The 26,725-nt window shown below is 59.0% G+C and carries 24 protein-coding genes; 12 read left to right on the plus strand and 12 right to left on the minus strand.

Annotation, left to right across the window (positions count from 1 at the left end; all coding sequences use genetic code 11):
• On the minus strand, nucleotides 1–3,446 hold a 3,446-nt coding region (locus V0R60_RS08360; RefSeq protein ID WP_330079123.1), incomplete at its 3' end, for a retention module-containing protein.
• Nucleotides 3,447–3,790: 344 nt separating this feature from the next.
• Here V0R60_RS08360 and V0R60_RS08365 point away from each other — a divergent pair.
• Genes V0R60_RS08365 through V0R60_RS08375 form a run of 3 tightly spaced genes read left to right on the plus strand, consistent with a single transcriptional unit; the run spans nucleotide 3,791 to nucleotide 8,688 of the window.
• Entirely contained in the window at nucleotides 3,791–5,128 is a 1,338-nt protein-coding gene (locus tag V0R60_RS08365; protein WP_136473934.1) for a TolC family outer membrane protein, read from the plus strand.
• A gap of 40 nt (nucleotides 5,129–5,168) precedes the next feature.
• Nucleotides 5,169–7,325, plus strand: a complete 2,157-nt coding sequence (locus V0R60_RS08370) for a type I secretion system permease/ATPase (RefSeq protein ID WP_330079124.1) — start codon at nucleotides 5,169–5,171, stop codon at nucleotides 7,323–7,325.
• Between the two features lies 1 nt (nucleotide 7,326).
• On the plus strand, nucleotides 7,327–8,688 hold the full coding sequence (locus V0R60_RS08375; protein WP_375547265.1) for an HlyD family type I secretion periplasmic adaptor subunit: 1,362 nt from the start codon (nucleotides 7,327–7,329) through the stop codon (nucleotides 8,686–8,688).
• Nucleotides 8,689–8,739: 51 nt separating this feature from the next.
• On the opposite strand, the gene V0R60_RS08380 is transcribed toward V0R60_RS08375, so the two are convergent.
• Complete coding sequence (locus V0R60_RS08380) at nucleotides 8,740–9,759, minus strand: helix-turn-helix transcriptional regulator (protein ID WP_330079126.1); 1,020 nt, start codon at nucleotides 9,757–9,759, stop codon at nucleotides 8,740–8,742.
• A gap of 206 nt (nucleotides 9,760–9,965) precedes the next feature.
• Between V0R60_RS08380 and V0R60_RS08385 the strand changes: the two genes are divergently transcribed.
• From V0R60_RS08385 to V0R60_RS08410, 6 genes are all read left to right on the plus strand, one after another.
• Entirely contained in the window at nucleotides 9,966–10,790 is an 825-nt protein-coding gene (locus tag V0R60_RS08385; protein ID WP_330079127.1) for a tetratricopeptide repeat protein, read from the plus strand.
• An 87-nt stretch (nucleotides 10,791–10,877) separates the two neighbouring features.
• Nucleotides 10,878–11,330 carry a MarR family winged helix-turn-helix transcriptional regulator gene (locus V0R60_RS08390; protein WP_330079128.1) on the plus strand — a complete coding sequence of 151 codons (453 nt, stop codon included), beginning with the start codon at nucleotides 10,878–10,880 and terminating at the stop codon, nucleotides 11,328–11,330.
• Complete coding sequence (locus V0R60_RS08395) at nucleotides 11,327–13,417, plus strand: FUSC family protein (protein ID WP_330079129.1); 2,091 nt, start codon at nucleotides 11,327–11,329, stop codon at nucleotides 13,415–13,417. Before V0R60_RS08390 ends, V0R60_RS08395 begins: the two co-directional genes overlap by 4 nt.
• The gene (locus V0R60_RS08400) at nucleotides 13,414–13,626 is read left to right on the plus strand and encodes a DUF1656 domain-containing protein (RefSeq protein WP_136473941.1); all 213 of its coding nucleotides are present in this window, start codon (nucleotides 13,414–13,416) and stop codon (nucleotides 13,624–13,626) included. Before V0R60_RS08395 ends, V0R60_RS08400 begins: the two co-directional genes overlap by 4 nt.
• Nucleotides 13,623–14,498 (plus strand): efflux RND transporter periplasmic adaptor subunit, encoded by an 876-nt coding sequence (locus V0R60_RS08405; protein WP_136473942.1) that lies wholly within the window; start codon nucleotides 13,623–13,625, stop codon nucleotides 14,496–14,498. The genes V0R60_RS08400 and V0R60_RS08405 overlap by 4 nt, the downstream gene beginning before the upstream one ends.
• Complete coding sequence (locus V0R60_RS08410) at nucleotides 14,495–15,913, plus strand: efflux transporter outer membrane subunit (protein ID WP_136473943.1); 1,419 nt, start codon at nucleotides 14,495–14,497, stop codon at nucleotides 15,911–15,913. The genes V0R60_RS08405 and V0R60_RS08410 overlap by 4 nt, the downstream gene beginning before the upstream one ends.
• Before the next feature lie 34 nt (nucleotides 15,914–15,947).
• Here V0R60_RS08410 and V0R60_RS08415 read toward each other — a convergent pair whose 3' ends face one another.
• The gene (locus V0R60_RS08415) at nucleotides 15,948–16,700 is read right to left on the minus strand and encodes a slipin family protein (protein WP_136473944.1); all 753 of its coding nucleotides are present in this window, start codon (nucleotides 16,698–16,700) and stop codon (nucleotides 15,948–15,950) included.
• Between the two features lie 2 nt (nucleotides 16,701–16,702).
• Entirely contained in the window at nucleotides 16,703–18,088 is a 1,386-nt protein-coding gene (locus V0R60_RS08420) for an NfeD family protein (protein WP_330079130.1), read from the minus strand.
• Between the two features lie 102 nt (nucleotides 18,089–18,190).
• On the opposite strand from V0R60_RS08420, the gene V0R60_RS08425 reads away from it, so the two are divergent.
• The 3 genes from V0R60_RS08425 to V0R60_RS08435 all read left to right on the plus strand — a co-directional run bounded on the left by V0R60_RS08425 (nucleotide 18,191) and on the right by V0R60_RS08435 (nucleotide 19,663).
• Entirely contained in the window at nucleotides 18,191–18,649 is a 459-nt protein-coding gene (locus tag V0R60_RS08425; RefSeq protein ID WP_136473946.1) for an aminoacyl-tRNA deacylase, read from the plus strand.
• 61 nt (nucleotides 18,650–18,710) lie between these two features.
• Nucleotides 18,711–18,953: a DUF2789 domain-containing protein gene (locus V0R60_RS08430; RefSeq protein ID WP_136473947.1), complete on the plus strand. Its 243-nt coding sequence runs from the start codon at nucleotides 18,711–18,713 to the stop codon at nucleotides 18,951–18,953.
• Nucleotides 18,954–19,024: 71 nt separating this feature from the next.
• Nucleotides 19,025–19,663 (plus strand): NADH:ubiquinone oxidoreductase subunit N, encoded by a 639-nt coding sequence (locus V0R60_RS08435; RefSeq protein ID WP_136473948.1) that lies wholly within the window; start codon nucleotides 19,025–19,027, stop codon nucleotides 19,661–19,663.
• 16 nt (nucleotides 19,664–19,679) lie between these two features.
• Here the strand turns inward: V0R60_RS08435 and V0R60_RS08440 are convergent, their stop codons facing one another.
• From V0R60_RS08440 to V0R60_RS08475, 8 genes are all read right to left on the minus strand, one after another.
• Nucleotides 19,680–20,120 carry a CBS domain-containing protein gene (locus V0R60_RS08440; protein WP_136473949.1) on the minus strand — a complete coding sequence of 147 codons (441 nt, stop codon included), beginning with the start codon at nucleotides 20,118–20,120 and terminating at the stop codon, nucleotides 19,680–19,682.
• A 180-nt stretch (nucleotides 20,121–20,300) separates the two neighbouring features.
• A complete protein-coding gene (locus V0R60_RS08445; RefSeq protein ID WP_330079131.1) occupies nucleotides 20,301–20,765 on the minus strand; it encodes a DUF805 domain-containing protein in 465 nt (154 codons plus the stop codon).
• Nucleotides 20,766–20,780: 15 nt separating this feature from the next.
• Complete coding sequence (locus V0R60_RS08450) at nucleotides 20,781–21,134, minus strand: DUF4190 domain-containing protein (RefSeq protein WP_330079132.1); 354 nt, start codon at nucleotides 21,132–21,134, stop codon at nucleotides 20,781–20,783.
• A 107-nt stretch (nucleotides 21,135–21,241) separates the two neighbouring features.
• Nucleotides 21,242–22,495 (minus strand): VWA domain-containing protein, encoded by a 1,254-nt coding sequence (locus V0R60_RS08455; protein WP_330079133.1) that lies wholly within the window; start codon nucleotides 22,493–22,495, stop codon nucleotides 21,242–21,244.
• 12 nt (nucleotides 22,496–22,507) lie between these two features.
• The gene (locus V0R60_RS08460) at nucleotides 22,508–23,911 is read right to left on the minus strand and encodes a VWA domain-containing protein (protein ID WP_330079134.1); all 1,404 of its coding nucleotides are present in this window, start codon (nucleotides 23,909–23,911) and stop codon (nucleotides 22,508–22,510) included.
• A 44-nt stretch (nucleotides 23,912–23,955) separates the two neighbouring features.
• Entirely contained in the window at nucleotides 23,956–24,459 is a 504-nt protein-coding gene (locus V0R60_RS08465) for a hypothetical protein (protein ID WP_330079135.1), read from the minus strand.
• A 9-nt stretch (nucleotides 24,460–24,468) separates the two neighbouring features.
• Nucleotides 24,469–25,155, minus strand: a complete 687-nt coding sequence (locus V0R60_RS08470) for a hypothetical protein (protein WP_330079277.1) — start codon at nucleotides 25,153–25,155, stop codon at nucleotides 24,469–24,471.
• A gap of 70 nt (nucleotides 25,156–25,225) precedes the next feature.
• Nucleotides 25,226–26,674: a formylglycine-generating enzyme family protein gene (locus tag V0R60_RS08475; RefSeq protein WP_136478857.1), complete on the minus strand. Its 1,449-nt coding sequence runs from the start codon at nucleotides 26,672–26,674 to the stop codon at nucleotides 25,226–25,228.
• Nucleotides 26,675–26,725: the final 51 nt, after the last annotated feature.

Here is a 26,725-nt window from a genome sequence, read left to right on the forward strand (position 1 = left end):
GTGGTATGGACGTTGTCAGGCGCAACAAACTCCACCGTACCGGTGCTTTGACCCACTGGAATGGTGATGTGCTGACCGTTGGCCAGGTTAATGACCAGGTCGGAGCCGGTGACTGGGGCGCTAACGGTCGCGGTGTAAGTAATCACGCCGCCTTCACCGATAGTGCCGACATCTGCGGTCAGTTCTACGGTCGAAGTGTCGGTAGTGTCTTTGACTTCGGTAACGGCTGGGGTTTCGTCAACGGCCAGTTTCTCGAAATCACCACCGGTGGTGCTTTCGATCGAGGCTTCAACGGTACCGGCGTCGATATAGACGTCATCCTTCGGCGCATCGAAATCGACCGAGCCAGTGGTTTCCCCGGCGGGGATGTTGATCACGGCGCCGTTACTCAGGGTCACGGTCATTGCCGTGCCAGCCGGATGGGTCAGTGTGGCGGTGTAGGTGATCTGGCCGCCTTCGTCAACGCTGCCAGTGGCGCTCAACGACAGGCCGGTTTCGTTCTGGGTGCCAGGACCGTCAGTAACGGTGACGGTGGTTTCACCCGAGGTTTCGAGCTTCTCGTAGTTACCGCCAGTGGTGCCGGTGATGCTGTTGGTCAGATCCGGGTTGGTGGTATGGACGTTGTCTGGGGCCGTGTATTCAACGGTACCGGTGCTCTGGCCAACCGGAATGGTGATGTGCTGACCGTTGGCCAGGTTGATAACCAGGTCCGAGCCGGTGACAGGCGCACTAACGGTAGCGGTGTAAGTGATCACGCCGCCTTCACCGATAGTGCCGACATCTGCGGTCAGCTCCACGGTCGAAGTGTCGGTGGTGTCTTTGACTTCGGTAACAGCTGGAGTCTCGTCTACGGCCAGCTTCTCGAAATCGCCACCGGTGGTGCTTTCGATGGAGGCTTCAACGGTACCGGCGTCGATATAGACGTCATCCTTCGGCGCATCGAAGTCGACCGAGCCAGTGGTTTCCCCGGCGGGGATGTTGATCACGGCGCCGTTACTCAGGGTCACGGTCATCGCCGTGCCAGCTGGGTGGGTCAGCGTGGCGGTGTAAGTGATCTGACCGCCTTCGTCAACGCTGCCAGTGGCGCTCAACGACAGGCCGGTTTCGTTCTGGGTGCCAGGACCGTCAGTAACGGTGACGGTGGTTTCACCCGAGGTCTCGAGCTCCTCGTAGTTACCGCCAGTAGTGCCGGTGATGCTGTTGGTCAGATCCGGGTTGGTGGTGTGAACGTTGTCCGGTGCAACAAACTCCACCGTACCGGTGCTTTGACCCACTGGAATGGTGATGTGCTGACCGTTAGCCAGGTTGATAACCAGGTCCGAGCCGGTGACAGGCGCGCTAACGGTAGCGGTGTAAGTGATTACACCACCTTCACCAATGGTGCCGACATCTGTGGTCAGTTTCACCGTCGAGGTGTCGATGGTGTCTGCAACGTCGGTAATCGCTGGAGTGTTATCCACAGCCAGCTTCTCGAAATCGCCACCGGAAGTGCCGTCGATCGTGACTTCAACTTTACCGGCATCGAGGTAAACGTCGTCCTTCGGCGCGTCGACGGTAACGGTTCCGGAAGTGCCACCAGCCGCGATGTTGATCACTGCACCGTTGCTCAGGGTCACGGTCATCGCCGTGCCAGCTGGGTGGGTCAGCGTCGCGGTGTAGGTGATCTGGCCACCTTCGTCGACAGAGTCAGTGGCGGTCAGTTTCAAGCCGGTCGTGTCTTGCGAGCCAGGGCCATCGGTAACGGTGGTCACTGGCTTGCCGGCAGTGTCCAGCTTCTCGTAGTTACCGCCAGTGGTACCGGTAATGCTGTTGGTCAGGGCTTCGTTGGTGGTGTGGACGTTGTTCGGTGCGACGAATTCGACGGAGCCAGTGCTCTGGCCGACAGGAATAGTAATTTGCTGCCCATTGGCCAGGGTAATGACCAGCGCCGATCCGGTAACAGGTGCCGTCACCGAAGCGGTGTAGGTAACCACGCCACCTTCAGCGACGCTTGGGGTGGCGGTAAGGGTTACCGTCGAGGTGTCGATGGTGTCGGTAACTTTGGTTACCGCTGGCTCTTTGCTTGCCACCAGGTTTTCGAAGTTGCCGCCTTCGGTCTTGCTGATGGTCGCGCCGACATTGCCAGCATCGATGTACACGTCATCTTTAGGTGCAGCTACGCTGACAGTCCCTTGAGTCTGACCAGCGGCAATATTGATCACCGCACCGTTGCTCAAGGTTACGGTCATCGCGGTGCCGGCCGGGTTGGTCAGCGTCGCGGTGTAAACGATCTGGCCACCTTCGGCCACCGTACCGGTGGCCGTCAGGCTCAGGCCGGTGTTGTCGATCGAGTCGATGATATTGGTGACGGCTGGATTCGGATTAGGTACCAGATTCTCGAAGTTGCCGCCCGTGGCGCCAGTAATGGTCGCGCTGACACTGCTGCCATTGTTGTAAACGTCGTTCGGAGGCGTCTGTACATCAACCGAACCGGTCGTTTGGCCTGCACCGATAGTGATGGTGGTGCCGTTGGACAGGGTGACAGTTACCGGTGTCTGCGCCGGGTTGGTCAGGGTGGCGGTATAGGTGATCACGCCCCCTTCGGTGACGCTCGGATTCGCCGTCAGGTTAACCGTAGTCGTGTCGACAGTATCAGTGATCTGGGTAGTCGCTGGCGTCTTGTCGGGGGTGACAACCAGTCCGCCACCACCTGTGGTACCGGTGATAGTCGCTGAAATCTCGCTACCATCGATGTACACGGTATCGTTTGGCGGGATGACCACGCTGACGCTACCAGAAGTCTGGCCGGCGCTGATGACGATGGTGTGGCCATTGGACAAGGTCACTGTCAGGTCAGTCAGAGGCGGCTGACCGACGGTGGCGGTGTAGATGATCTCCCCGCCCGCTTCGGTGATCGACGGCGTGGCAGTCAAAGTCAGCCCGGTCGCGACGTCCGGGGTAGGAGCCAACGGGTTGTTGCTGTTGTCCAGGCGGCCCAGTTCTTCACGCTCGTCACCGGTGGCAAAACCAATTGGCCCGGTCGGGAAGCCAATGGTCGGGTCGACCGATCCTGCGGTGGCATCAAGCATGACGAAGCTGTGACCGCCACCGGCAGCACCACTGCCTGCTGCCGAGGGGCCGGCAGCGGTGGCTTCAAGTTCGGTAGTCGGGTCAGCACCGGCGGCGATCGCCTGTTGTAGCTCTTCAACCGAGGGCGCAGCCTGAGCTGTGGCCGCTGCGAGGTCGGTGCTGCTGTCCGGCGCATCGGCGCTCCATTGAGTGTCCCGGCCCAAGTCCAGGGTGCGGCCATCGGCCAATTCCAAAGTAACTGCGCCCGCAAGGCCAGTCAGTACCTGATCACCAATGAAAAGGCGGTCACCTTCGATGAGTACGCGCCGAGCCCCTTCGGGAGATACAGCGATAACTTGACCAACAATGCTTTTGACGATGGCAACAACACTGCTCATTGGACTCTCCGGTTTACCAAATCAGTTGGCTTCCATGCCGGCGCGCGTGCGACGCCGTCTTCTTTGGAATGCTTCAAATGTTATTTTGACGCTTATGGCGTCAAAAACTTGTCTATAATTTTTGGCTATTAACTTTATGCCAAACTATTGACCTTCCTGCTGCCATCCTAAACAATCACCACCGTAATGTCACATTGATATTTAAGCGGCTTCCACCCTTCCTACGTACGCTCGAGTACCCATTCGGAAGTTTCCGACAGAACGTCTACTTGGTTGCCATTTTCGAATGCAGCAACGTTCTTTTGCTGTGATCTGGGACAAGAGGTCCCTAGGAAAAAATTCTAATGCGCGCGTTATTGTTCACCGCTGTTCCATTCGCTTTCGCTGCCAGCTTTGTTCAGGCACAGACGCTGCCAGAGGCCATGCAGAAAGCCTTGGAAGTGCATCCGGAAATCCAGGCTGGGGTCAATAGCCGTATCGCTGCTGACTACCAATTGCGTGCTGCCAAGGGCGGCTATCTGCCCAAGGTCGATGTGCTGGCAGGGTACGGCCGCGAAGGGACCGATAGCCCAAGTACCGGCAACCGTTGGGAGACTCTCAACCGGGGTGAATCAAGCGTGCGTCTGCGCCAAATGGTTTTTGACGGTTTCGCTACTTCCAGCGAAGTAGGGCGTCAACAAGCCACCGTTAACTCTCGTGCCTATTCCTTGCTTGGTTCGTCCGAGCGCACGGCATTGACCGTAGCTCAGGTTTATCTCGATGTCCTGACTCGACGCGAAATGGTGCGTCTGGCCGAAGACAACCTGCGCAGTCACGAGCGTATTTATGATCAGATCAAACTGCGTACCACCCGCGGCGTTGGGCGTCTGGCTGACCTCGACCAGGCCGAAGCGCGTCTGGCCCAAGCCAAGAACAACCTGATCACCGAGCAAACCAACCTGGCGGATGCAAAAACCAACTACCTGAGCGTGGTGGGTGAAATGCCCGATGAGTTGAGCGCACCTGCACCGTTTATCGACATGCTGCCAGCCAACCTTGATGAAGCTCGCCATCAGATGGTCGAAAGCAGCCCGATCCTGCGTTCGGCTGAATCCGACATCGCAGCGGCGGAAAAGCAATATGAAGCCGCCAAGTCTACGTTCTATCCACGTTTCGATGCAGAACTCGGACGGACGGCAGATAACGATATTGATGGTGCGAACGGCCACAATAACGAATGGCAGGCTATGCTGCGTATGAGCTTCAACCTGTATTCCGGTGGCAGCAACAAGGCTGACCTGGAATCGAAGTCCTACCTGACCAACCAGGCTCTGGACATCCGCAACAATGCTTTGCGCCAGCTCAATGAAGAACTGGGCCTGTCATGGAATGCTATGGATAACGCCAACGCGCAATTGCCGATTGCCCAGCAATATGTCGATTACAGCAACAACGTGCGCAGTGCGTATCAGAAGCAATTCAGCCTTGGCGAGCGAACTCTGCTCGACTTGCTCGATAGTGAAAACGAACTCTTCACCGCCCAGCGTCGTCTGACTGAGGTGAAGTACATTCAAGTGTTTACTCAGTATCGAATCAAGGCGACCATTGGCCAACTGCTCAAGAGCCAGGGTGTTGTAGCGCCAATGGCAACTGTTGTGCAGAACGATTTGAAGCCCCAAGTGAGCCTGCCAGGCATGAACTGAGGCTCAGTTACCCCCAACCGCATTTACCAAGAGAAGCCGCGTGGAATCAGAAGTTAGTCGAGTTCAACTCAGTCATGATCCACGCAGCCAGCACGATGATCCGTTGCTGGACAGCCTGCTCTCGCTTTGCGTTCTGCATCAAAAGCCTGCCAGCCGGGCGATGTTGACCACCGGTCTACCCTTGCCCGCCCAGCGCCTGAGTCCGGAGCTGCTGCCTCGTGCAGCAGCCCGTGCCGGCCTACAGGGGCGCTTGCTGCAACGCAAGCTTGAGCAGATCCCGAGCATTGCCATGCCGGCCATGCTGCTGCTCAAGGATGGTCGCAGCACGGTGTTGCTCGGGTGGGAGAATGATGACACCGCGCGGCTGTTGCTCAGTGAGAGTGACGGCGGCGAGGTGCATGTCAGCCGTGATGCGTTGCAGGCTGACTACAGCGGTCGGGTGTTCTTCGCTCAACCGCAGCACAAGTTCGACGTTAATCACGGCAACCTGATACCGCGCGCGCGATCCTGGTTCCGTGACACGCTCAAGCGCAGCCGCTGGCTGTACATCGATGCCATCGCTGCAAGCCTGGTGATCAACCTGATTGCTTTGGCCGCACCGCTTTTCGTCATGAACGTGTACGACCGCGTGGTGCCCAACCAGGCGACCTCGACGTTGTGGGTGCTGGCTATCGGCATCGGCGGTGCCTACGTCTTCGACCTGATACTCAAGAGCCTGCGTAGCCTGTGCCTTGACCTTGCGGGGAAGAAGACCGACCTGATCATTTCTGCGACTCTTTTCGAGCGCATCGTCGGCATGGCGATGAAGTTTCGTCCGGCGCGGGTCGGCAGCTTCGCGCAGAACATTCATGAATTTCAGGGCCTGCGCGATTTCCTCGCTTCGCTGACCCTTGCCAGCCTTATTGACCTGCCGTTCACGCTGTTGATCTTGATGGTCATTGCCATCATCGGCGGGCATCTGGTGTGGATTCCGATTATTGCCTTCCCGCTGGCCCTGGGTATCGGCTATGCCCTGCAGAAGCCGTTGGTGGCGACGCTGGAACAGACCATGGCCCTGGCTTCGGAGCGTCAGTCCAGCCTGATCGAAACGCTGGCAAGCCTTGACGCGGTTAAAGTCAACAATGCCGAGAGCGAACGTCAGTACATGTGGGAGCAGACCATCGGCACCCTCAGTCGCTTGGAGATGCGGGTCAAGGTGCTCTCTGGCCTGGCGATGAACATCACGTTGCTTATCCAGCAGTTGGCCGGCGTGGCGCTGATTTGCGCCGGCGTGTACCAGATCATCGCCGGTAACCTCAGCATGGGCGGTCTGATTGCTTGCTACATGCTCAGTGGCCGCGCGCTGGGCCCGATGAGCCAACTGTCTGGTTTGCTTACGCGTTATCAGCAGGCCAAGGTCACCATGGTTTCAACTGACCAGATGATGGAGCTACCCCAGGAACGAAACTTCGAGGAACGTCCGCTGAGCCGTCAGGTTCTGCAGGGCGCAATCGAATTCCGCGGCGTTGACTTCACTTACCCGAACCAGCAAAACCAAGCCCTCAAGGGCGTCAGTCTTACGATTCGCCCGGGTGAAAAAATCGGCATCATCGGTCGCAGCGGCTCGGGTAAAAGTTCGCTGGCCAAGTTGATCGTCGGTCTTTACGAAGCTGATAAAGGGTCGCTACTGATCGATGGCGTGGATATCCGCCAGATCGACGTCAGCGAACTGCGCCACAACATTGGCTACGTCCCCCAGGACATTCAATTGATGGCCGGTACGTTGCGCGACAACCTGGTCAGTGGCGCGCGTTACGTCGAAGACGAGATGGTCCTGCAGGCGGCCGAGCTGTCTGGTGTTCATGAATTTGCACGTTTGCATCCCCAAGGTTATGAACTGCAAGTAGGGGAGCGCGGCCAGAACCTTTCTGGCGGGCAACGTCAGAACGTCGCACTTAGCCGTGCATTGCTGCTCAATCCTCAGATTCTACTGCTCGACGAACCTACCAGTGCGATGGACAACACCGGTGAGGAGCGCCTCAAGCAACGCCTGCAAGCCGTTATCGAAAGCAAGACCGTGGTCCTGGTCACCCACCGGGCATCGTTGTTGTCACTGGTCGATCGCTTGATTGTGGTTGATCGGGGACAGATTGTTGCGGATGGCCCGAAAGCCGCCGTTATGGATGCGCTGAAGAAGGGGCAGATCAGTGTTGCTTAAGATGGATATGGGGCAGTTCAAGGAAAGCCTGCGCAAATATTTCAAAGGCTCGGAATCCCTCAGTGGCCAGCCGCTTCCCGAGGTCAACAAGGCGCTCATCGAAGATGCACCGCGTATCGTGCGCATGACCATCTGGGGGGTGATCGCATTCTTCCTGTTTCTGGGGTTGTGGGCTCACTTTGCAATTATTGACGAAGTCACTCGCGGTGAAGGCAAGGCAATTCCCTCCTCCAAACTGCAAAAAATCCAGAACCTGGAAGGCGGCATCGTTGCGCAGATCTACGCCAAAGAAGGCCAGATTGTCGAAGAAGGTGCGCCATTGCTGCGCCTGGATGACACTCGTTTTGTTTCCAACGTCGGCGAGACCGAGGCTGACCGCCTGGCGATGGCCCTGCGTGTTGAGCGCCTGAGCGCGGAGGTCGAAGACCGTCCGCTGAAAATTGACGAAGAAATTCGCAAAGCTGTCCCCAGCCAGGCAGCCAACGAAGAAGCCTTGTACCAGAGCCGGCGTCAGCAGCTACAGGACGAACTTGGCGGAATGCATGAGCAACTGGTACAGCGTCAACAGGAGCTGCGTGAGTTCAGTTCCAAGCAGGCCCAGTATCGCAACAGCCTGCAGCTCCTGCGCCAGGAAATCAGCATGTCCGAGCCGTTGGTGGCCCAGGGCGCAATTTCTCAAGTTGAAGTATTGCGTTTGAAACGCGCTGAAGTTGAAAACCGCGGCCAGCTCGATGCCACCTCGCTGGCCATTCCGCGAGCCGAGTCGGCGATCAAAGAAGTTGAGCGCAAGATTGACGAGACCCGCGGCAAGTTCCGCAGCGATGCCCTTACCCAACTCAACGAGGCGCGCACCGACCTGAACAAGGCCAAGGCCACAGGCAAGGCGCTGGACGATCGCGTCAATCGAACCCTGGTAACTTCGCCGGTGCGCGGCATCGTCAAGCAAATGTTGGTCAACACCGTCGGTGGCGTTATCCAGCCTGGCAGTGACCTGGTCGAAATCGTACCGCTTGACGACACCCTTCTGGTCGAAGCCCGTGTTCGTCCGCAAGACATTGCGTTCCTGCATCCGGGCCAGGAAGCCATGGTCAAGTTCACGGCCTACGACTTCACCATCTACGGTGGTTTGAAAGCCAAGCTAGAACAGATCGGCGCCGATACCATCACCGATGAAGACAACAACACCTTCTACGTGATCAAACTGCGCACGGAGCGCAGTCACCTGGGTTCAGACGAGAAGCCCTTGTTGATCATCCCTGGCATGGTTGCTTCGGTGGATATCATCACGGGCAAGAAAAGCGTGCTGAGCTACCTGCTCAAACCCATCATCCGCGCCCGCGCCGAGGCCTTGCGCGAGCGCTAAGCCTGCCCCGCGATCTTGGGCAACGCGGCAGTAGTCTGAGCGCTTGTTGAATCAGGCCTGCTGCGCCGCCTGGTACTGGGCGGCCGCGTTACTCAGGGTTTCAGCCATTTGCTGGCGTAGGGTCAGGGGCTGCTCGACGATCAAACCGTCGCCTTGGCTCAGTAGCCACCAGCGCAGTTGCCAGCTGTTGCTCACGGTGGCTCGCAGACAATGACCCTGTTCCAGCTTGACGAGCTGCATATCCGCTGACAGCGGGGTCTCACGTACCAGGCGTGCCAGGTTGTCGCTGATCCAGGCCTGCAACTCGATCTTGTCGGTATCCCCGAACTGCAGAGCATCACTGCGCAAGTAGGCCTGCAGGTCGAAGTCGCGCAAGCCTTCGGTTGCGCTGCCGAGCACGCGCAGATGGCGAAAGCGATGTACTGCGAATTGGCGAATATCACTGTAGGGCGCAGCGGTGGCGATCAGGTAGCTGATCTGGCCACGCTGGATCAATGCCAGTGGATTGAGGGTCAACTCGCTGACCTTATCGGTGTGCGCTGAGTAGTACTGGCAGTGCAACTGGTACTCCTCGAGCAGCGCTTGTTGCAGGGTCTCCAGAATACTGTCCGGCACTTCCGGGGCCTGCATATTCATGTCTGCCCGTACACTGGCGACCTTGTCCAGCCAGCGTGCCGCCTTGTTGGCACCGGAAAGATGTTCAAGCTTCTGCCGAGCATGGCTGAAGCGTGGATCGAGCACCTTGAGCATGCTGCTTGGCAGCAAGGGCCGCACGGCTTCTTCGACCAGCGCCAGGCTTAAAGCCTCGCTGATACTGATGCCGCGCAGTTCGATGCAGGCGTTGGCTGCCCAGTGCCAGCCGTAGGGAATGCTCTTGTCATTACGCTCCAGCGGAAAGATCAGCGACAACTCGTTGAGGTCGCGCTCGATACTGCGTTTGCTGATGGGAAAACCGGCATCTTGCAGGCGAGCTACCAGCTCGGCGCTGGTAATGCCTGGTGAGCGGCTGGGCAGTTGGCGCAGTAACTCCCATTGACGGCTGAGAGTGGCACGGGTGGTTGCGGAGGGCAAAAGATAACGTCCTTGTCTAGGCTTGCGGTTGTAGCATGGTCTCAGTGGCGAGTTATGGCAATTGGCCATTTAACTATTAGATCAAGGATGAAGCCGTTGATTTGCCTCAACCGAATCGTTCGCGACAGGTTTTGTCGTGGCTCTGCGCAGAATCACGCCTCATTACACCCGCCAGCGTTTGGGAGGGTTGTTCAACGAGGATGAACATGTCGGCTGCCAGCAATATTTACCCACTGCTCGAGCGTCTGCTGCCTGAGCGAATCACTCCTGTGTCGGGTCGAACCGGCCAGTTGGAGCGGATGTACGCTGGCGTGGGCATGCCCAGTCAGCGGGCAGCGTTGGGCGAAAGCTTCCTCCTGATCAGTCGCCTCGAAGAAGCCTCGGATCTGCAGGCGCTGTACAGCGATCTGCGCAGCCAGGCGTTGGACGGCAGTGTCGCGGCGCTCAACGATCTGGGCTGGATCTGGCTGAATGGAAAATATTGGCGCGCCGACACCCCACTGGCCGGGCATCTGTTGCGTATGGCGGCATTGCAAGGCAGCGCTGTGGCCTGGTTCAACCTCGGCCAGCAGTATTACTTCGGCAAGGGGGTCGAGGTCGCCTATGCCAGCGCGGCCGAGTACTACCAGCATGCGTTCGAGCGCGGCCTGGAACAGGCGGCTGCGGCCTTGGGTGATCTCTATGAAGAGGAGATCTGCGACGGCGACTTGCAGACCTGGAGCGTTGATCTACAAATGGCGTACAGCTGGTTTTCGCGCGGCGCCCAGAGCGGCGATGCGCGTTGCCGTTTTGAAGTGGGCTATCGGCTGTTGCACGGGCAGAGCGTTGCAGCCGACCACAAGGCTGGCGTGTACTGGTTGGAGCTGGCAGCAGTGGCTGGGGTCATGCAGGCCGCAGAAGAGCTGGCGGTGCACTTCAGTGTTTCTCATGATGCTTTGCGCTATTTGTTTTGGCGTGATCAAGCCATCCATATGGGCAGCTCGCTTGCCTTGACCATGAAGCTGGACGATCAACTTCAGCCCGGAGTTTGACGCCGGTCAGCCGCACTTGACGATGAGGGCGTGGATCGAAGAATATAGATAGTTAGCAAACTATGAATATGCGAAGGCCTTCCCTTCATGACTCTCGATGCACTGCAACGCACTATCAGCAGCGGAATGGTGGTGGCCGGTCGGCACTGGCGGCGGATCTGTCAGGCGACCCTGGCTGGCTACGGTATTTCCGAAGCCTGCGCCATCCCGTTGCTGATGATCGTGCGCCTGGGTGATGGCGTGCATCAGGTGGCGGTGGCCCATGCAGCTGGCCTTGAAAGCCCCTCGTTGGTACGCCTGCTCAATCAACTGTGCAGCGCTGGGCTTATCTGTCGCACTGAAGACCCTGTCGATCGCCGCGCCAAAGCGCTGAGCCTGACTGAAAGTGGCCGCGCCCTGGCCGAAACCATCGAAGATGAGTTGGTGCGACTGCGCCGCGATGTGCTGCAGGGTATCGATGAGGCCGATCTGTTGGCTGCCCTGCGCGTCATTCGTGCCTTCGAACAGGCAGCGCAACGCACGCCGGGCGTGCTGGTGTGAAGGGCTTTTTCAGTTCCCTGCCGCCTGCTCGCGACTGGTTCTATGGTGTGCGTACGTTCGCCGCCTCGATGATTGCGTTGTACATCGCTTTGCTGTTGCAGTTGCCCCGGCCTTATTGGGCCATGGCCACGGTGTATATCGTTTCCAGCCCCTTTGTCGGCCCCACCAGCTCCAAGGCGTTGTACCGCGCAATGGGCACCTTGCTGGGTGCTGCAGGTGCAGTGTTCATGGTCCCGCTGCTGGTACAGACACCACTACTGCTGATTGTGGCCATTGCCTTGTGGACTGGCACCTTGTTGTTTCTCTCGTTGCACCTGCGTACCGCCAACAGCTATGCCTTGATGCTGGCGGGCTACACCTTGCCGATGATTGCCCTGCCCGTAGTCGACGATCCATTGCGGGTGTTCGATATCGCTTCGTCCCGCGCCCAGGAAATCTGTCTGGGCATTGTTTGCGCTGCAGTGGTTGGCGCTATTTTCTGGCCACGGCGTTTAACCCCGGTAGTCGTTGGCGCCACAGGCAACTGGTTCAACGAAGCAATCCGCTACAGCGATACCTTTCTTGCCCGCACCGCGTCCACCGACACGGTCGGCACCTTGCGCGCTTCGATGGTGACCACATTCAACACGCTGGAGCTGATGATCGGGCAACTGTCGCATGAGGGCGCGCGCCCGCAGACGGTGAAGAATGCTCGTGAGCTGCGCGGTCGCATGATTCACCTACTGCCCGTGGTCGACGCCCTGGACGATGCCTTGCTGGCCTTGGAGGCCCGCGCACCGGCCCAGGCCGAGCAGTTGCAGCCGTTACTGGATCAGGCCCGTGAATGGCTGAAAAGCACTTCCAGCGACGCGTCCCCCAGCCGTTGGTCGGCTCTTCGGGCTCAACTTGAACACCTGCAGCCCAGTGTCGCGGACCTCGATGAGCGCCCGGCGTTGTTGCTGTCCAATGCGCTCTACCGCCTGGCCGAATGGGTCGACCTGTGGCAAGACTGCTGCAGCCTGCAACACGCCATTCGCAACGAAGACTTGTCGCCGTGGCGGGCTGTGTACCGACATTGGCGCCTGGGTCGCCTGACGCCGTTCTTCGACCGTGGCCTGATGCTCTATTCAGTGTTTTCCACGGTGACGGCAATTATTGCGGCGACCACGCTATGGATACTCTCAGGCTGGAATGATGGCGGCAGTGCGGTGATTCTCGCTGCCGTCGCTTGCAGCTTTTTTGCGGCGATGGATGACCCTGCACCGCAGATTTACCGGTTTTTCTTCTGGACCGCCCTGTCTGTTGTGTTCGCTAGCCTTTACCTGTTTCTGGTATTGCCCAACCTGCATGACTTTCCGATGCTGGTGCTGGCCTTTGCCATTCCCTTCATTTGCGTCGGAACCCTGACGGTACAACCGCAGTTCTACCTTGGCACCTTGCTGACCATTGTGAACACAGCCTCGTTCATCAGTATCCAGGGCGCTTACGATGCCAACTTCCTGACCTTCATCAACTCCAACCTGGCCGGGCCTGTGGGGTTGCTGTTCGCGTTTATCTGGACGTTGGTGATGCGCCCGTTCGGAGTGGAACTGGCGGCCAAGCGGCTGACGCGCTTCAGTTGGAGGGACATCGTTGGCATGACCCGTCCAGCGACGCTGGCCGAACATCGTTATTTGGGCGTACAGATGCTCGACCGCTTGATGCAACACCTGCCACGTTTAATCCAGACCGGTCAGGACACGGGGTCAGCGTTGCGTGATCTGCGCGTGGGTTTGAACCTGCTCGATTTGCTTGCCTACATGCCTCGGGTTGACGTGGGGCCGCGGCATTTGCTGCAGCAGGTCGTGGAGGAGGTGGGCGAGCACTTTCAGGGTTGTCTGGATGCTCGCCGCCGTCTGCATGCGCCCGAAGTACTGCTGCAGAGCATGGAACGCGCCCGCAGGGCTCTCAATCTCAACGACCTGGCCGACAGTGGCGAAACCCGAATTCACCTGTTGCACGCCTTGAGCGGCTTACGCCTGGCTCTGCTGCCTGGTGTGGAAGTGGTGCTGGAGCCGTCTGATGACAAGCCGCAACTGCCTTATGGCATCGATGGAGCCCCCCTGTGATCGGTGAACTGGATATCAGCGGGGTATTTCTGCCCACGTTGCTGGTGATGATGGTCCTCACCTACCTGTTGTTTCTTGGGGTGCACGCGCTGCTCACCCGTTTGCATTTCTACCGCCTGGTCTGGCACCGGGCGTTGTTCAACGTTGCGCTATACGCCGTGCTGCTCGGCACGGTCGATCACTTTTGCCGAAACCTGATGCTGCCATGAAAAGACCTTTATTGACCTTGGGCCGTGTGGTCCTGACCCTGCTGGTTGTGACACTGGCGACCGTACTGGTCTGGCAGATGGTCATGTACTACATGTTCGCCCCGTGGACACGCGATGGGCATATCCGTGCCGATGTCATCCAGATTGCTCCAGACGTTTCCGGGCTAATCCAACAGGTCGAGGTGCGCGACAACCAGATGATCAAGCGCGGCGACGTGCTTTTCACCATCGACCAGGACCGCTTCAAGCTGGCGCTGCGTCATGCCCAGGCCATCCTGTCTGAACGTAAGGAAACCTTGGCCCAGGCCCAGCGCGAGGCGCGGCGCAACCGTGGTTTGGGCAACTTGGTGGCGCAGGAGCAGCTCGAGGAAAGCCAGTCCCGGGAAGCGCGTGCGCAGGCGGCAATGGCCGAGGCGCAAGTGGCGGTGGACGCCGCTCAACTCAACCTCGATCGCTCGGTAGTGCGCAGTCCGGTGGATGGTTATCTGAATGACCGCGCGCCGCGTGCGCACGAGTTCGTCAGTGCCGGCAAGCCGGTGCTGGCCGTCGTCGACAGCGCTTCCTACCATGTCGATGGCTATTTTGAAGAAACCAAACTGGGAGGCATCAAAATTGGCCAGGCGGTGGACATTCGGGTGATGGGTGACAACACTCGCTTGCGTGGCCATGTGCAGAGCTTTGCTGCCGGTATCGAAGACCGTGACCGCACCAGCGGTGCCAACCTGCTTCCCAACGTCAACCCGGCCTTCAGCTGGGTGCGCCTGGCCCAGCGGATTCCGGTGCGCATTGCCTTCGACGAAGTGCCCGCGGACTTTCGCATGATTGCCGGACGTACCGCCACGGTTTCCATCATCGACGGTAACGCGCAATGAAGTGCCTTCCACTGCTGGGTTTAAGCCTGATGCTGTCGGCCTGCCAGATGGTTGGGCCGGATTATCAACTGCCCAAAGACGCTGCAATCCAGCGTGCTGACCTGCAAGGTAACTTGCGCCAGGACGCCGACAGCGTGGTTTCTGCACCGGTGCCGCAAAACTGGTGGCACCTGTATCACGACCAGCGGCTCAACACCTTGGTCAGTCAAGCACTGACCGCCAATACCGAACTGCGTGTGGCCACGGCCAACATCAGCCGTGCCCGCGCCCAGGTCGAACAGGCCCAGTCCCAGGGCGGGCTCAACGGTGGTGTAAAGCTCGGCGCCCAGCGCTTGCAAGAGTCTGGCGAAGCGTTCTTGCTGCCAGAGAAAGTACCCGTGGCGAACATCGGTGAGGCAATCATCAGTGCCTCATACCAGTTCGACCTGTGGGGCACCCTCAAGCGTGGGGTGGAAGCGGCCCAGGCCAATGCCGATGCAACCCAGGCCGCTGCCGACACTGCACGCATCACCGTGGTGGCCGACGTCGTGCGTGCCTACACCCAGGTCTGTGCGGCCAACGAGGAATACCACATCGCGCGCGAATCTCTGGATTTGCAGGAGCAGAGTGTGACCATGACGCAACGCTTGCGTGACGCCGGACGAGGCGACGAAACCCAAGTGACGCGTTCGCAAACCCAGTTCAAGTCGCTGCGAGCCGAGTTGCCACGCTACCACGCCGCACGCGAAGCGGGTCTGTATACCCTGTCGATGTTGCTGGCCAAGCCGGTGGCGCAGTTGCCAACAGGTACGGCCGAGTGTGCCGAGCTGCCGCATATCGCCCAGGTTCTGCCCGTAGGCGATGGCGCCGCATTGCTCAAGCGTCGCCCAGATATTCGTCAGGCGGAACGCCAATTGGCAGCGTCCACTGCAACCATCGGCGTGGCTACCGGCCAGTTGTACCCGGATATCAGCATCGGAGCGCAAGTTGGCACCATTGGTATCCTGGATAACCTCGGAGAGCCTCAAACCAATCGCTGGGGCTTTGGCCCGCTGCTGACCTGGACTGTGCCAACCAATGGCTCGCGGGCGCGAATCCGTGAGGCTGAAGCCTCCACCCAGGCGGCGCTGGCGCATTTTGACGGCGTGGTGCTCAACGCCATTCGTGAAACCCAGACCAGTCTGGCGCAATACAGTGCATTGCTGCAGCGGCGTGATGCCTTGCTCGAAGCGGAACAATCGGCGCAACAGGCAGCAGAGCAGACACATCGCTTCTACAAGGCCGGTCGCGAATCCTTCCTGGCAGACCTGGAAGCGACACGCACCTACACCGACATGCGCGCACAACTGGCAATGGCCAATACCCAGGTAGCGATGGGCCAAATCCGCCTGTTCCTGGCCTTGGGTGGTGGTTGGTCAGCCGAACCTGGCCGGTAGGCGCGGGCTCGCCCTGCGATCCCGCCCCCACTCACTACTTCTCCTTCTCCACCATCCCTTTAAGCAAGTCGATCGGCAACGGAAAGACGATGGTCGACGACTTGTCCCCGGCAATACTTCCCAGCGTTTGCATGTAACGCAGTTGCATGGCCCCCGGCTGGCGCCCAAGCATTTCTGCTGCCTGCATCAGTTTCTCCGAGGCTTGCAGCTCCCCTTCGGCATGGATCACCTTGGCTCGCCGTTCCCGCTCGGCCTCAGCCTGACGGGCAATGGCACGGATCATCGACTCATTGAGGTCAACATGCTTGATCTCGACATTGGCGACCTTGATGCCCCAGGCATCGGTTTGTGCATCCAGCACCTGGCGGATATCCAGGTTCAGGCGTTCGCGTTCGGCCAGCAGCTCATCCAGCTCATGCTTGCCGAGCACTGCGCGCAGTGTGGTTTGGGCCAGTTGGCTGGTAGCCATGAGAAAGTCTTCGACCTGGATAATCGCCTTCTGCGGGTCGAGCACGCGAAAGTAGATAACGGCGTTGACCTTCACCGATACGTTGTCACGGGTAATCACATCCTGCGGCGGTACATCCAGCACCACGGTACGCAAATCGACCCGGACCATCTGCTGGATACCCGGGATCAGCAGTACCAGCCCCGGCCCCTTGACTCTCCAGAAACGGCCGAGCTGGAAAACCACCCCTCGCTCGTATTCGCGCAGGATGCGAAACGCCGATAGCAACAGCACGGCGGTAAATGCCAGCAGCGCACCAATGCCCAGTTCGAAAAACATAGTCACTCTCCTTGCGCCACAGCTTCAGCTGCTGCACTGACGTCCAAAAGTACGCCCTTGCGTGAGATAACTCGCACGTGTTGCCCCACTTGCAGCGGTGTCTGACTCTGCGCCTGCCACTGCTCACCCTGTGCCTGTACCGAGCCGATGAACGGATCGCTGTCGTTGACCGCCATGACCGTCGCCAGGCTTCCAATCAGCCCGGCATCGCCGCTCACCAGCGCACGTTTTCGAGCCTTCATGGCCGCCCCCAGCACGCCGCCAAGCAGCAAGGCCGAGAATATTGCCAGGAACAGGATCAACGGCAGCGCAATGCCGTAGCCGGGCACATCGGTGTCCATCAGGATCACCGCACCGACGACGAAGGCGACGATGCCTCCAAAGCCGACTACGCCGAAGCTGGGCATGAATGCCTCGGCAATCATGAACGCTACGCCCAGCAGAATCAGACCGGCCCCGGCGTAGCTCACCGGTAGCAACTGCAAGGCGTACAGCGCCAGCAACAGACAGATACCGCCGACAACCCCGCCTACCCCAGTGCCAGGGCTCATGAACTCGAACATCAGACCGTACACACCCATCATGATCAGAATCAGCGCGACGTTGGGATTGGTGATCACGGCCAGCAAGCGTGTGCGCCAGTCTGGCTGGCGCTCGATCAGCGCAGCGTTAGCGGTGTGCAATTGCACGGTCTGGCCAGCGGCCTCCAGTGATTTGCCGTCGAGCTGGCGCATCAAGTCGGGCAGGTCGTTGGCGACGCGGTCGATTACCTTCAGGCGCAAGGCTTCGTTGGCTGGCAGGCTCACGGTCTCGCGCACCGCCTGCTCCGCCCATTCGGCATTGCGTCCACGCAACTGTGCCAGGCTGCGGATATAGGCCGCAGCGTCGTTGACCTGTTTGCGCGTCAAGGTGTCTTGTTCGTTCGGCGCAGGTTGCTTGTCGCCGGTCGGCGTAGCAGGCGGTGCGCCAGGGTCTTTGGGTGCACCGGGCAGGCCGCCAATCTGCACCGGTGTCGCAGCGCCTAGATTGGTGCCGGGGGCCATGGCTGCTATGTGGCTGGCGTAAAGAATATAAGTGCCAGCACTGGCCGCTCGGGCCCCGCCGGGGGCGACGAAGCTGGCCACTGGCACGGGGCTGGCCAGAATGGCTTTGATAACTTCCCGCATCGAGCTGTCCAGCCCGCCTGGCGTGTCGAGGCGGATCACCACAAGCTGGGCCTGCTCGGACCTGGCCTGCGCGAAACCACGTATCAGATAGTCGGCACTGGCCGGACCTATAGCGTCGTTAATACTCAATACCAACACCGGGTTACCGGGCGCAGCTTGTCCGCCAGGCACCGCGCCGAGCAAGAGCAGCAAAAGCAGCTGCCGACACCAGCGAGCGATCACCTGAATTCACCCGAGTTGTGCGTGTCCAATAAGTTTAGTCCGCGGCCCACAGCAGCAGGGCCTAAACTTCATCACTGGGGGAGCTGTATCTGGAGGTGCATCATGCGTATGGCAAAAACCCTGCAGCGCTGCCTCGACACGGCAGGCTGCGATTACGACATCGTTCCTCATGCCCACTCATCCACCAGCCTTGAGTCGGCCCGTATGGCTGGTGTGCCAGCGGAAAGGGTGGCCAAGTCCGTCATGCTCGACGACCGTCACGGCAACTATCTGATGGCCGTGCTACCGGCCAATCGTCACCTCGACATGAGCAAGGTGCAGGCCACCGGTCAGTGGCACATGACCTCGGAAAGCAACCTGCCACACTTGTTCGGCGACTGTGAGCGAGGCGCCATTCCGGCAATGGGAGACGCCTACTCGATCAAGATGCTGGTTGACCCGACGCTCACCCGCCAAGGCGATATCTACGTGGAGGCGGGGGATCACGATCATTTGATCCACATGAACATGTCGCAGTATCTGAAACTGGTGCCGAACGCCGAAGTGCGTGAGGTTTGTTGATGATCAACCCACTGCCAGACCTGGCGTCGTAGACGACCAGCCTGGCTAACAGGAGTGCCCCATGGAAGCACCTAACCACAAGTTCTCGGAACTGTTCAAACAACTTGGGCTACCAGACGACCCCGTTGGAATCGACCAATTCATCACCAGTCACTCACCACTCAAGGGCGATGTAAAACTGGTCGATGCACCGTTCTGGACCCCGGCGCAAAAGGCTTTTCTGCAAGAAAGTGTCATTGAGGACGCCGACTGGGCGGTGCCTTTCGACCAACTGAACGAGGCGCTTCGGCGACCGAAAAAATAAACGCTCAGTGGCACTGATACCGACGTTCGGCGTTGCTATGCTCAGAAAAAAACAACAAGGGGATAGTGCCAATGAAAGATCCCTACACAGTTGGTTTCTGGTGCGCCTTGAGCGCTTTGGGACTGCTGACCGTCGGTTACTTCTATGGTGTCAAAGAGGCCTACCAACTCAATCAGGCACTGGTATTTCTATACGCAGCAGGTGGAGTAATTGGTGCCCTCGCGCTTACGGCCCTAGCCTGGATTGCCTGGCAGCAATTGCGGGTCAGCAGGCGCCAGCTTGCACAGGGTCGCACGCTGGTAGCTATCTGGAATACCAAAGTTGCCCTGCGTCGCGTTGAAACAGTGTTCGACCGTTACTTCTGGGGCAGCTACTGGCAGCCGGGGCGCACTTTCCAGGAGGTTATGGGCGAGCTGGAAGGCACACCGCTGGAGCAAAGTCTTGAAGCCCTGAAGAGTCAGTGCCGGGAGCTGGACAAGGAAACCCACGATCTGCGCCGTCACTGGTTGGACAACGCCCGCGAGCTGTCTACCGTGGCCACCGCCATGGCCCGTGAGCGCTATCAATTGGACCTGTGCGACTCCCAGCAAAGCAGCGGACGCGGTGCGGCGGTGCTTAACCGCGATCTGGAAGTACTGGTGTACACCTGGTCGGCACGCCTGCGCAGCTTCGACCACCAGCTCGATGAGCTGGAGGGCGAGTACCGCTGATCGGTGCCGCGACCCATTAGTCGCCGCGAATGTACTGCTCTAACTGTTGAATCATATTGGCCTGCTCGGCGATGGCCTCTTTTACCAGGTCACCAATCGACAGCAGGCCCAGCAACTCGCCGTTTTCCACTACGGGCAGGTGGCGCAAGTGGCTGTTGGTCATCATGTTCATGCAAAACTCGACGTTCTGGTGCGGATCAACCGTAATCACCGGGGCGCTCATGATCGCGCTGACCGGCGTGCCCACCGACGAGCGGCCTTTGAGCACCATTTTGCGTGCGTAGTCCCGCTCACTGACGATACCCACCACTTGACCTCCCTCGACCACCGGCAGGGCACCGACGTTCTTTTCGGCCATCAACTTCAGCGCATCGAGCACCATGTGATTCGGGCCAATGGTATGAACCTGATGATGCTGCTGGGCTTTGGTTTTCAGGAGCTGTGCCACGGTTTTCATAGAGGCCTCTGCAATGCTGGGAGTTGTTGACGGCAGATACCTACAGAATCGTGTACAGATGGCCGCAGGGCAAGGGAGAAAGCGGCATCGAGGCGATTGAAAAACGTCATTGGTCGGCACACAAACAAAAAAGCGACCCAGGAAAGGCCGCTTTTAGTCGACAAACTGATCATTAAATGATCATGCGATCCCCTTCGGGTTCGGGCCGAAACGGTTGGCGCCCGGGGTGCTGTCCAGGCACAGGAAGACGATATTGACGATTGGCAGCAGCAACCACCAGCCGCTACGGTCGCTGTCATGCATGCGACGAACACCAACGGCGATGCCGGGTATGAACATCGCCAGCGAGTAGACGTTAGAGAGGGTTGCATTCATTCCCAGCAGCGCTTCGACAGTGGCAATACCACAGGCAATCAGAAAGCTGATCAGGAAGAACATCCAGTATTCCTTGCGGCGCGCGCGGCCGGCGAATACGGCGTACTTCTTCAGTACGGCGATGTACCAGTTACCTGTTTGCTCAGGCGCAACTGCTGCTGTCGAAGCCGGCGTACTGCGGTTGAAAGCTTGCGGCGCGCCGCACTGTGGACAGGCGACGGCGCTTTGGTGGATCTCTTTGGCGCAGCCCCGGCAAAAAACCATACTCATTTGTTATCCCTCACGTTAATTAATTGAATATCCAATAAACACAAACAGCGAAATGCCCGACATGACTACGCCGGCAATGCCCATGTTGCTGCCGGGCTGTCGCTGGGCAATGCTGATGACGCCTAAAACCAGACTGGCGATGGCAAACACCGAGAGTCCAGCGACGGTGTCACTGTCCCAGTCAGATATATCGAACAAGGACAGGACGCAAAGAATGCCGAGAATCAGTGAAACAATGCCCATCCACGGCGACACTTCAGTGGCCGCTGAGGTTGGGCCTTGCAGGAACTGAGATGCACCGCATTGAGGGCAGGTGGGCGCCGTTTCATGTATTTCCTTGGCGCAACCGCGACAAAAAACCATTGTCATGACAAATCCTTATGCGGGTTTCTGCTGCGTGTCGGCAGCAGAAATTGGAAGCAAAGTTTACCAATTATTTCCGTGATGTCGAAATAATGGCGATGATAATTCGACGCTCAATTGCAGCCGGACGCGTTTGAAACCTCCAGGCTGGCTTCCTGCAATGCGGCGGCCACGGCGGCGGCATCGTTGGCGGTATACACCCGGCCGCCAGTGTTCTCTGCGGCACAGTTGGAGCCGGTGCTGGCGCTGATGTTGACGATGTTGACCCGCAGGCGTGGTTGCTGCTCAGCAATCTGGCGCGAAACTGCGCACACGCTCTGACCACAGCTGTCGCTACCATCGACGAACATGATGATCACGCCGTCGCGGTCGCGGCCGTTCATGTGGGAAGCAGCGGCTTCCAGACTGGTGCCTAATGCGGTTCCGCCTTGAGGCTGCAACCTGTTGATGCGCTCGATCAGATTGCTGCGTTGGCCGGGGTCGAATACGCCATGGTCCTGAGGCGAGTGGCAACCATCGAAGGTGACCAGGCGCATATCGATTCCCTGCTCCAGATTCTGGATCACGGTGCTCAGTGAGCTTTTGGCCACGTCCATGCGCGTAACTCGCTGCTTGCTGTCATACGGCAGAAACTCTTCGACCAAGGGGACCTTGCGCAGCAATGTGATGTACCACTGTTCGTCTTCACGCTTGACCCTGATCCGTTCATCCATGGAGCCCGACGTGTCGAGTACCACGGTAAATTCCGAAGGCTGAAAGTTCGTTGTCGGGGTGCAGATCTGGTTCTGCGATGAAACTGTCGCCCACAACTGGCGCAAGGAAGGCCACCACAGATACAACGCGAACAGCAGGGCAAGCAGAAGCAACCCCAGCAGCCACGGCCAAAGTACCAACGGTCGACGCGGCGCTGTCGGTCGAGGTGGAGCTGGTGCCGGCCGAGGCGCAGCAACCTTCGGCACGGCCGCCGCAGGCACCGGCTGCGGCTGCCCCCAGCGCACCACCAGCGGTTCACCATTGATGCTGAACAGATTGTTCAAGTCGGGTTCGCCAACCAGCTTGGTCAGCGCTTGAGCGGCTGCAGTCTGCCCACGTCGTTCGAGTTCGTGGGCCAGTTGCTTCACCGCTGCCTGGCGCTCTTCATAGCGCCTGAGCAGTTCGGCCTGCTGCTGGCGCTCAAGGCTGGTATAGAGGTGAGGTTGGCCTTCAAGCTCCGACCACCACTCCAACACACCGTCGCGCGCTTGGCGCGGTATGGCATACAGGTGGGCAATGCTGGGTGGAAAGTGCTGACGAATCAGCGCGACTGTCTGTTCCAGCGCTGCGGCTGCTTCCTGGCTGGCCTGGGTATCACGTATGACTCGCTGCATGTGAGTGCGTCTCTACTCGCAGTTGGTATTGGCGGAAACTTCCTGGCTGGCCTGCTCGATAGCAATGTCCAGTTGTGAAGCGTTGTTCACCGAGTAGACCTGGCCACCTGTACGCTGAGCGACGCAGTCGGCCAGGCTGTTGGTGCTGATGTTGATCAGGTTGATTTTCAGGCGCGGCTGGTCCTGGGCAATGCGCTGCGCGACTTCGCAGATGTTGCGACCGCAGCCATCTTCGCCGTCGGCAAACATGACAATCACCCCATCGCGATCTCGGCCGTTCATGCTGCTGGCAGCCATCTCCAGACTTGCGCTCAGCGCGGTGCCATCGTCGGCCTTAAGACCCTGGATGCCGCGGATCAGCGCAGGTCGCTGGGCTTTGCCGAACACGCCGTGGTCAACGGGGGTACGGCAACCATCGAATGTCACCAGACGCATGTCGATGGCCGGATGCAGGTCCTTGACCATTTGCGTCAGAGACTGCTTGGCCACGTCCATGCGTACAGGCGGTTGAGTGATTCTGGCGAAGATCGCAGGGTCGGCGAAGGGGTTGTCCAGGTTCCTGAAGAACCACCTCTCATCCTTCAACGAGGCATCGACACTGAGGTTCATAGACCCCGAGGTATCAAATACGACCGCCAACTGAGGGGGCTGAGTGTTCGTGTACTTGCGACATACAGCAGGCTTTGCCGGTGCGCTTGCCTCGGCCTGTTTGGGCTTGGCAACCGGCAGCGGCTCAGGCACCACGGGAGGTTCAGGTTCAGGTTCAGGTTCTGGAGTCGGCACAGGCAACTCAGGTGTGGGCGTTATTGCAGATTCGCTGTTGATCACCGGCTGTTCCACTGCGCTCGGTTGTGGGTTATGCCCGAACCATTGGCGCAGGAACGGGCAGTCGAACCATAGCGCTGCCAGGAGCGCCAGCAGCGCCAGCAAGGGCAACAGAAACCACGGCAGCCAGAAAATCCAGCGCCGCCGAGGCGTGGCTGCCGGCACGACCGGTGGCAAGGGTTGCGGTGGAGTGGCTACCACCACAGGCGCATCCCACCGTACCAGCAACGGGTAGCCATTGACGCTGTAGAGGTTATCCAGATTCGCCGGACCGATCAGGCGGCGCAGTGCCGACGCATCGCTGGTTTGCCCGCGCTGCTCCAGTTCAGCGGCCAATTGTCCAATAGCATCCTGGCGCTGCTCGTACACACCCAACAAAGCCGTTTGTTGCTCGGCATTGAGCTCGTGGTACAAGCGTGGCTGTCCTTCCAGCTCCGTCCACCACTCACGCACTCCGTCACGGCCTGCACGGGGCTTGGCGTAAAGTTGGGCAACACTTGCAGGAAAATGCTTGGTAATGATCGCGACTGTCTGGACGAGATCGGCCAAGCCGGAATGGTCCGGCCCGGCATCACGGGTAACCCGCTGCATGATGGAATCCTGAAAAGTACGGCAGCCGAAGCTGCCGATGGGGCTTACTCGTAACCCAAACTCAACTGCAGGCGACTAACCTGCTGCTGCAGGGCTTTGAGTTCTTGCTTGCGGGCTTCGATCTGGGCACTGCTGGCGTTTTTTGCCGGAGCGCCTTGGCCTGCCTTGAGCTGCTTTTCCAGCCCGGCGATCTGCTGTTGCACATCGCTCTTGTTGCCGTGACGCGCCTTGAGGGTGGCCAGCAGTCCATTGAGCGACTTTTGCAGGTTTGCCTGTTGGCGCTGCTGAGTGGCCAGGTCCTGGCGCGTCGAAGCTTGCAGGGCGCTCAGCTCGTCATAGACCTGGTTGAACTGACGATTCTGCTCACGGGCTGCGACCAGATCCTGCTCGCTGTTACGCACTTGCTCGGCGTAACCGCCGCCGTAGTCGCAGTTGAGCTTACTGATCAGGCTGGCGCTGCTGTCAGAGGCCGTGCACTGTGACGCTGTGGTTGCGCAGCCGGCGAGGGTGCCTAGCAGCAGTGCGCAAAAACCGATTCTTACCAACATGCCTTGTCCTCAGCCCAGAGTGATTGCCGAGCGCTGGTCGTAGAGGCCATCGACCTCTTTTTGCAGCGATGCAACCTTGGTGTTCATCTTGGCGATCTCGGATTCGACCTTCTGTACTTCAACCTGGTCGGAACCACTTTCACGCTCGAGCTTGGCGACGTTCTCGAACTCAGTGATGCGGGTTTGCATGTTCTTGACGTCTTTGCGCATCAGATCGAGGTTCTTGTCGATGGTGACGATGCTCTGCTGAGCCTTGGCCTTATCGACAGTCTTGGCCTTGATATCGCGCTGGATGTCGGCGATCTGTTGCTTGTCGTCATTGATAACGCGTTGCAGGGTGTTGGTACGTTCAGCCACCTTGGCAGTTTCTTTCTGCACATCGGCGCTCATCACGTTCAGACGTTGAGTGGTGTCGGCATACTTGGCACGACGATCATCCAGGTAGTAGTTGGCACCCATGGCCACGCCACAAGCGGCCAGTCCCGCAGCCACGGCGCAGACCGCCTTGTTGCCCGAGTTGGACAGCGTGCAAACCAAAATGCCACCTGCAGCGGCTACCGCGCAGGCCTGATAACCGGAGGCGCTGAAGAACTTGGCGTCGTTACCCGACGTCAAGCGCGGGTCGGCGCCGCTGTCGCCGAGCAGTGAGCTGCCTGTGCTGGCGCAGCCGCTCAGCACCAGGCTCAATGCAACCATCAGACCGATCCATACCCGCGAAATACCCGGCTTGTTTGTGTTCACGTTGGCTTTCCTTGTGCGCTGTTGATTAGTGAGTTACGGCCTTGCAGCTCTTGAGCCAGGCGTTGATGTCGATCTTCTGGGTTTTCAGGAACGCCGACTGGTTGGCCCAATGGGTCGTCAGGTAAGGCTTGAGTTCTGAAAGATTCTTGTTGGCCGTCAACACGCCTTCGAGCACCGGCACCTGGGCTTCGAGCAGTGATTGGCCGTAGAGCGAGCCGGAGTCCACCAGTGAGCTGGCGTAGTAACGGCTGAGCTTGTGCAGGCGATCGCTCTGCTCGTCGAGCTTGGATTTGCGCATGCCGCAGGTAGGATCTTCCTCGCCAGCCTTGCAGTTGGCGGCATAGTTTTTCTGCAGGAAGTCCAGATACTGGCCGTCATCGAGCATCTTGGTGCACAGGAAGGCACCCAGGTTCAGGCTGGCGCGAATTGCTTGGTCGCGGGCTTCCTGTTGCTGCTGGTTGCTGGCACGCAGCTGATTTTCTACAGTCTTTAGCTGGTCCTTGAGACCTTGGTCTTCAACGCTCGATGCCAGCTCTTCAAGCGCTTTGACGGTGCCTTTGTCCTTTGGGTCGGCGGACGGCTGATCGTTACCCAGCTTGCTCCAGCTTTTTTCGATGCTGCTGACCCGTTCGCGGGAGGTGAGGGTCGGCGAGACCATGGCCAGGCGCACGCCGTTGGTTTTCTTGGTTACCGGGCCCTGAGCGTTGTAGTAGGGTTCTTCCTGGCGCAGCGCCGTGCGCAACTGACCTTCAGCAGTCAGGAAGTTGCCACCGCGAACGACATAACCGCCGGCTTGGCCATGCTGACGGTCGAGCTTGTTCAGGCGGAAGGGTTCGAACATCATCTCGCTGGCGTTGCCAAGCATGTCGTGCAGACCCAGCGGATTGGGTTTGAGCAAACCACTCAACTGCAACTTGCCGTTGGACGATTGCGCGCCGGCAAACCATTCGTAGGCGTTCAGGCCCTCCGGCATAGGGTAGCGGCCATCACGAAACTCCGCGGTACTCACTTGCAGGCCGCCACGGGCAGCGAATTCCCACTCGGTTTCGGTGGGCAGGCGCAGGAAGCCCTGGGCGCCGTCTTCACTTGGTAGTTTGCTGGCGGCGTTGGTGCGCAACCAGCGGTTGTACTTGTCCGCAGCCTGCAGTGCATCCAGCCAACTGATCGACACCACCGGCAGGCGTAGTTTGTTCGACGGCGTCGGGCAGTTGTCTTCAGTCAAAGCCTGATACTGAAGCTGAGTCATCTCGTACTTGGCCATCAGGTAGTAACGAGACTTTTCGCCCTTGGCCGTGGTGAAACTGCCCGAGATAAAGGCTGGGCGAGTCTGTTCTACATAGCCCCACTCGGCACTGTCCTGACCAATGTTGATCGGGTAGTCATCCAGCGGCCCGGCCAACGGGATCAGCACTTTGCGAAACACCATCGAGCCTTCGCAGGGCATCGGCAGCACCACGTCATCGGCGTCGGGCATCGGGTTGAAATGTTTTTCTTCCCAGGCAGCGGCTGAAGCGTTAAGCAGGTA

It is taken from the genome of Pseudomonas auratipiscis, from assembly GCF_036324085.1.
Taxonomy (GTDB): Bacteria; Pseudomonadota; Gammaproteobacteria; order Pseudomonadales; family Pseudomonadaceae; genus Aquipseudomonas; species Aquipseudomonas auratipiscis.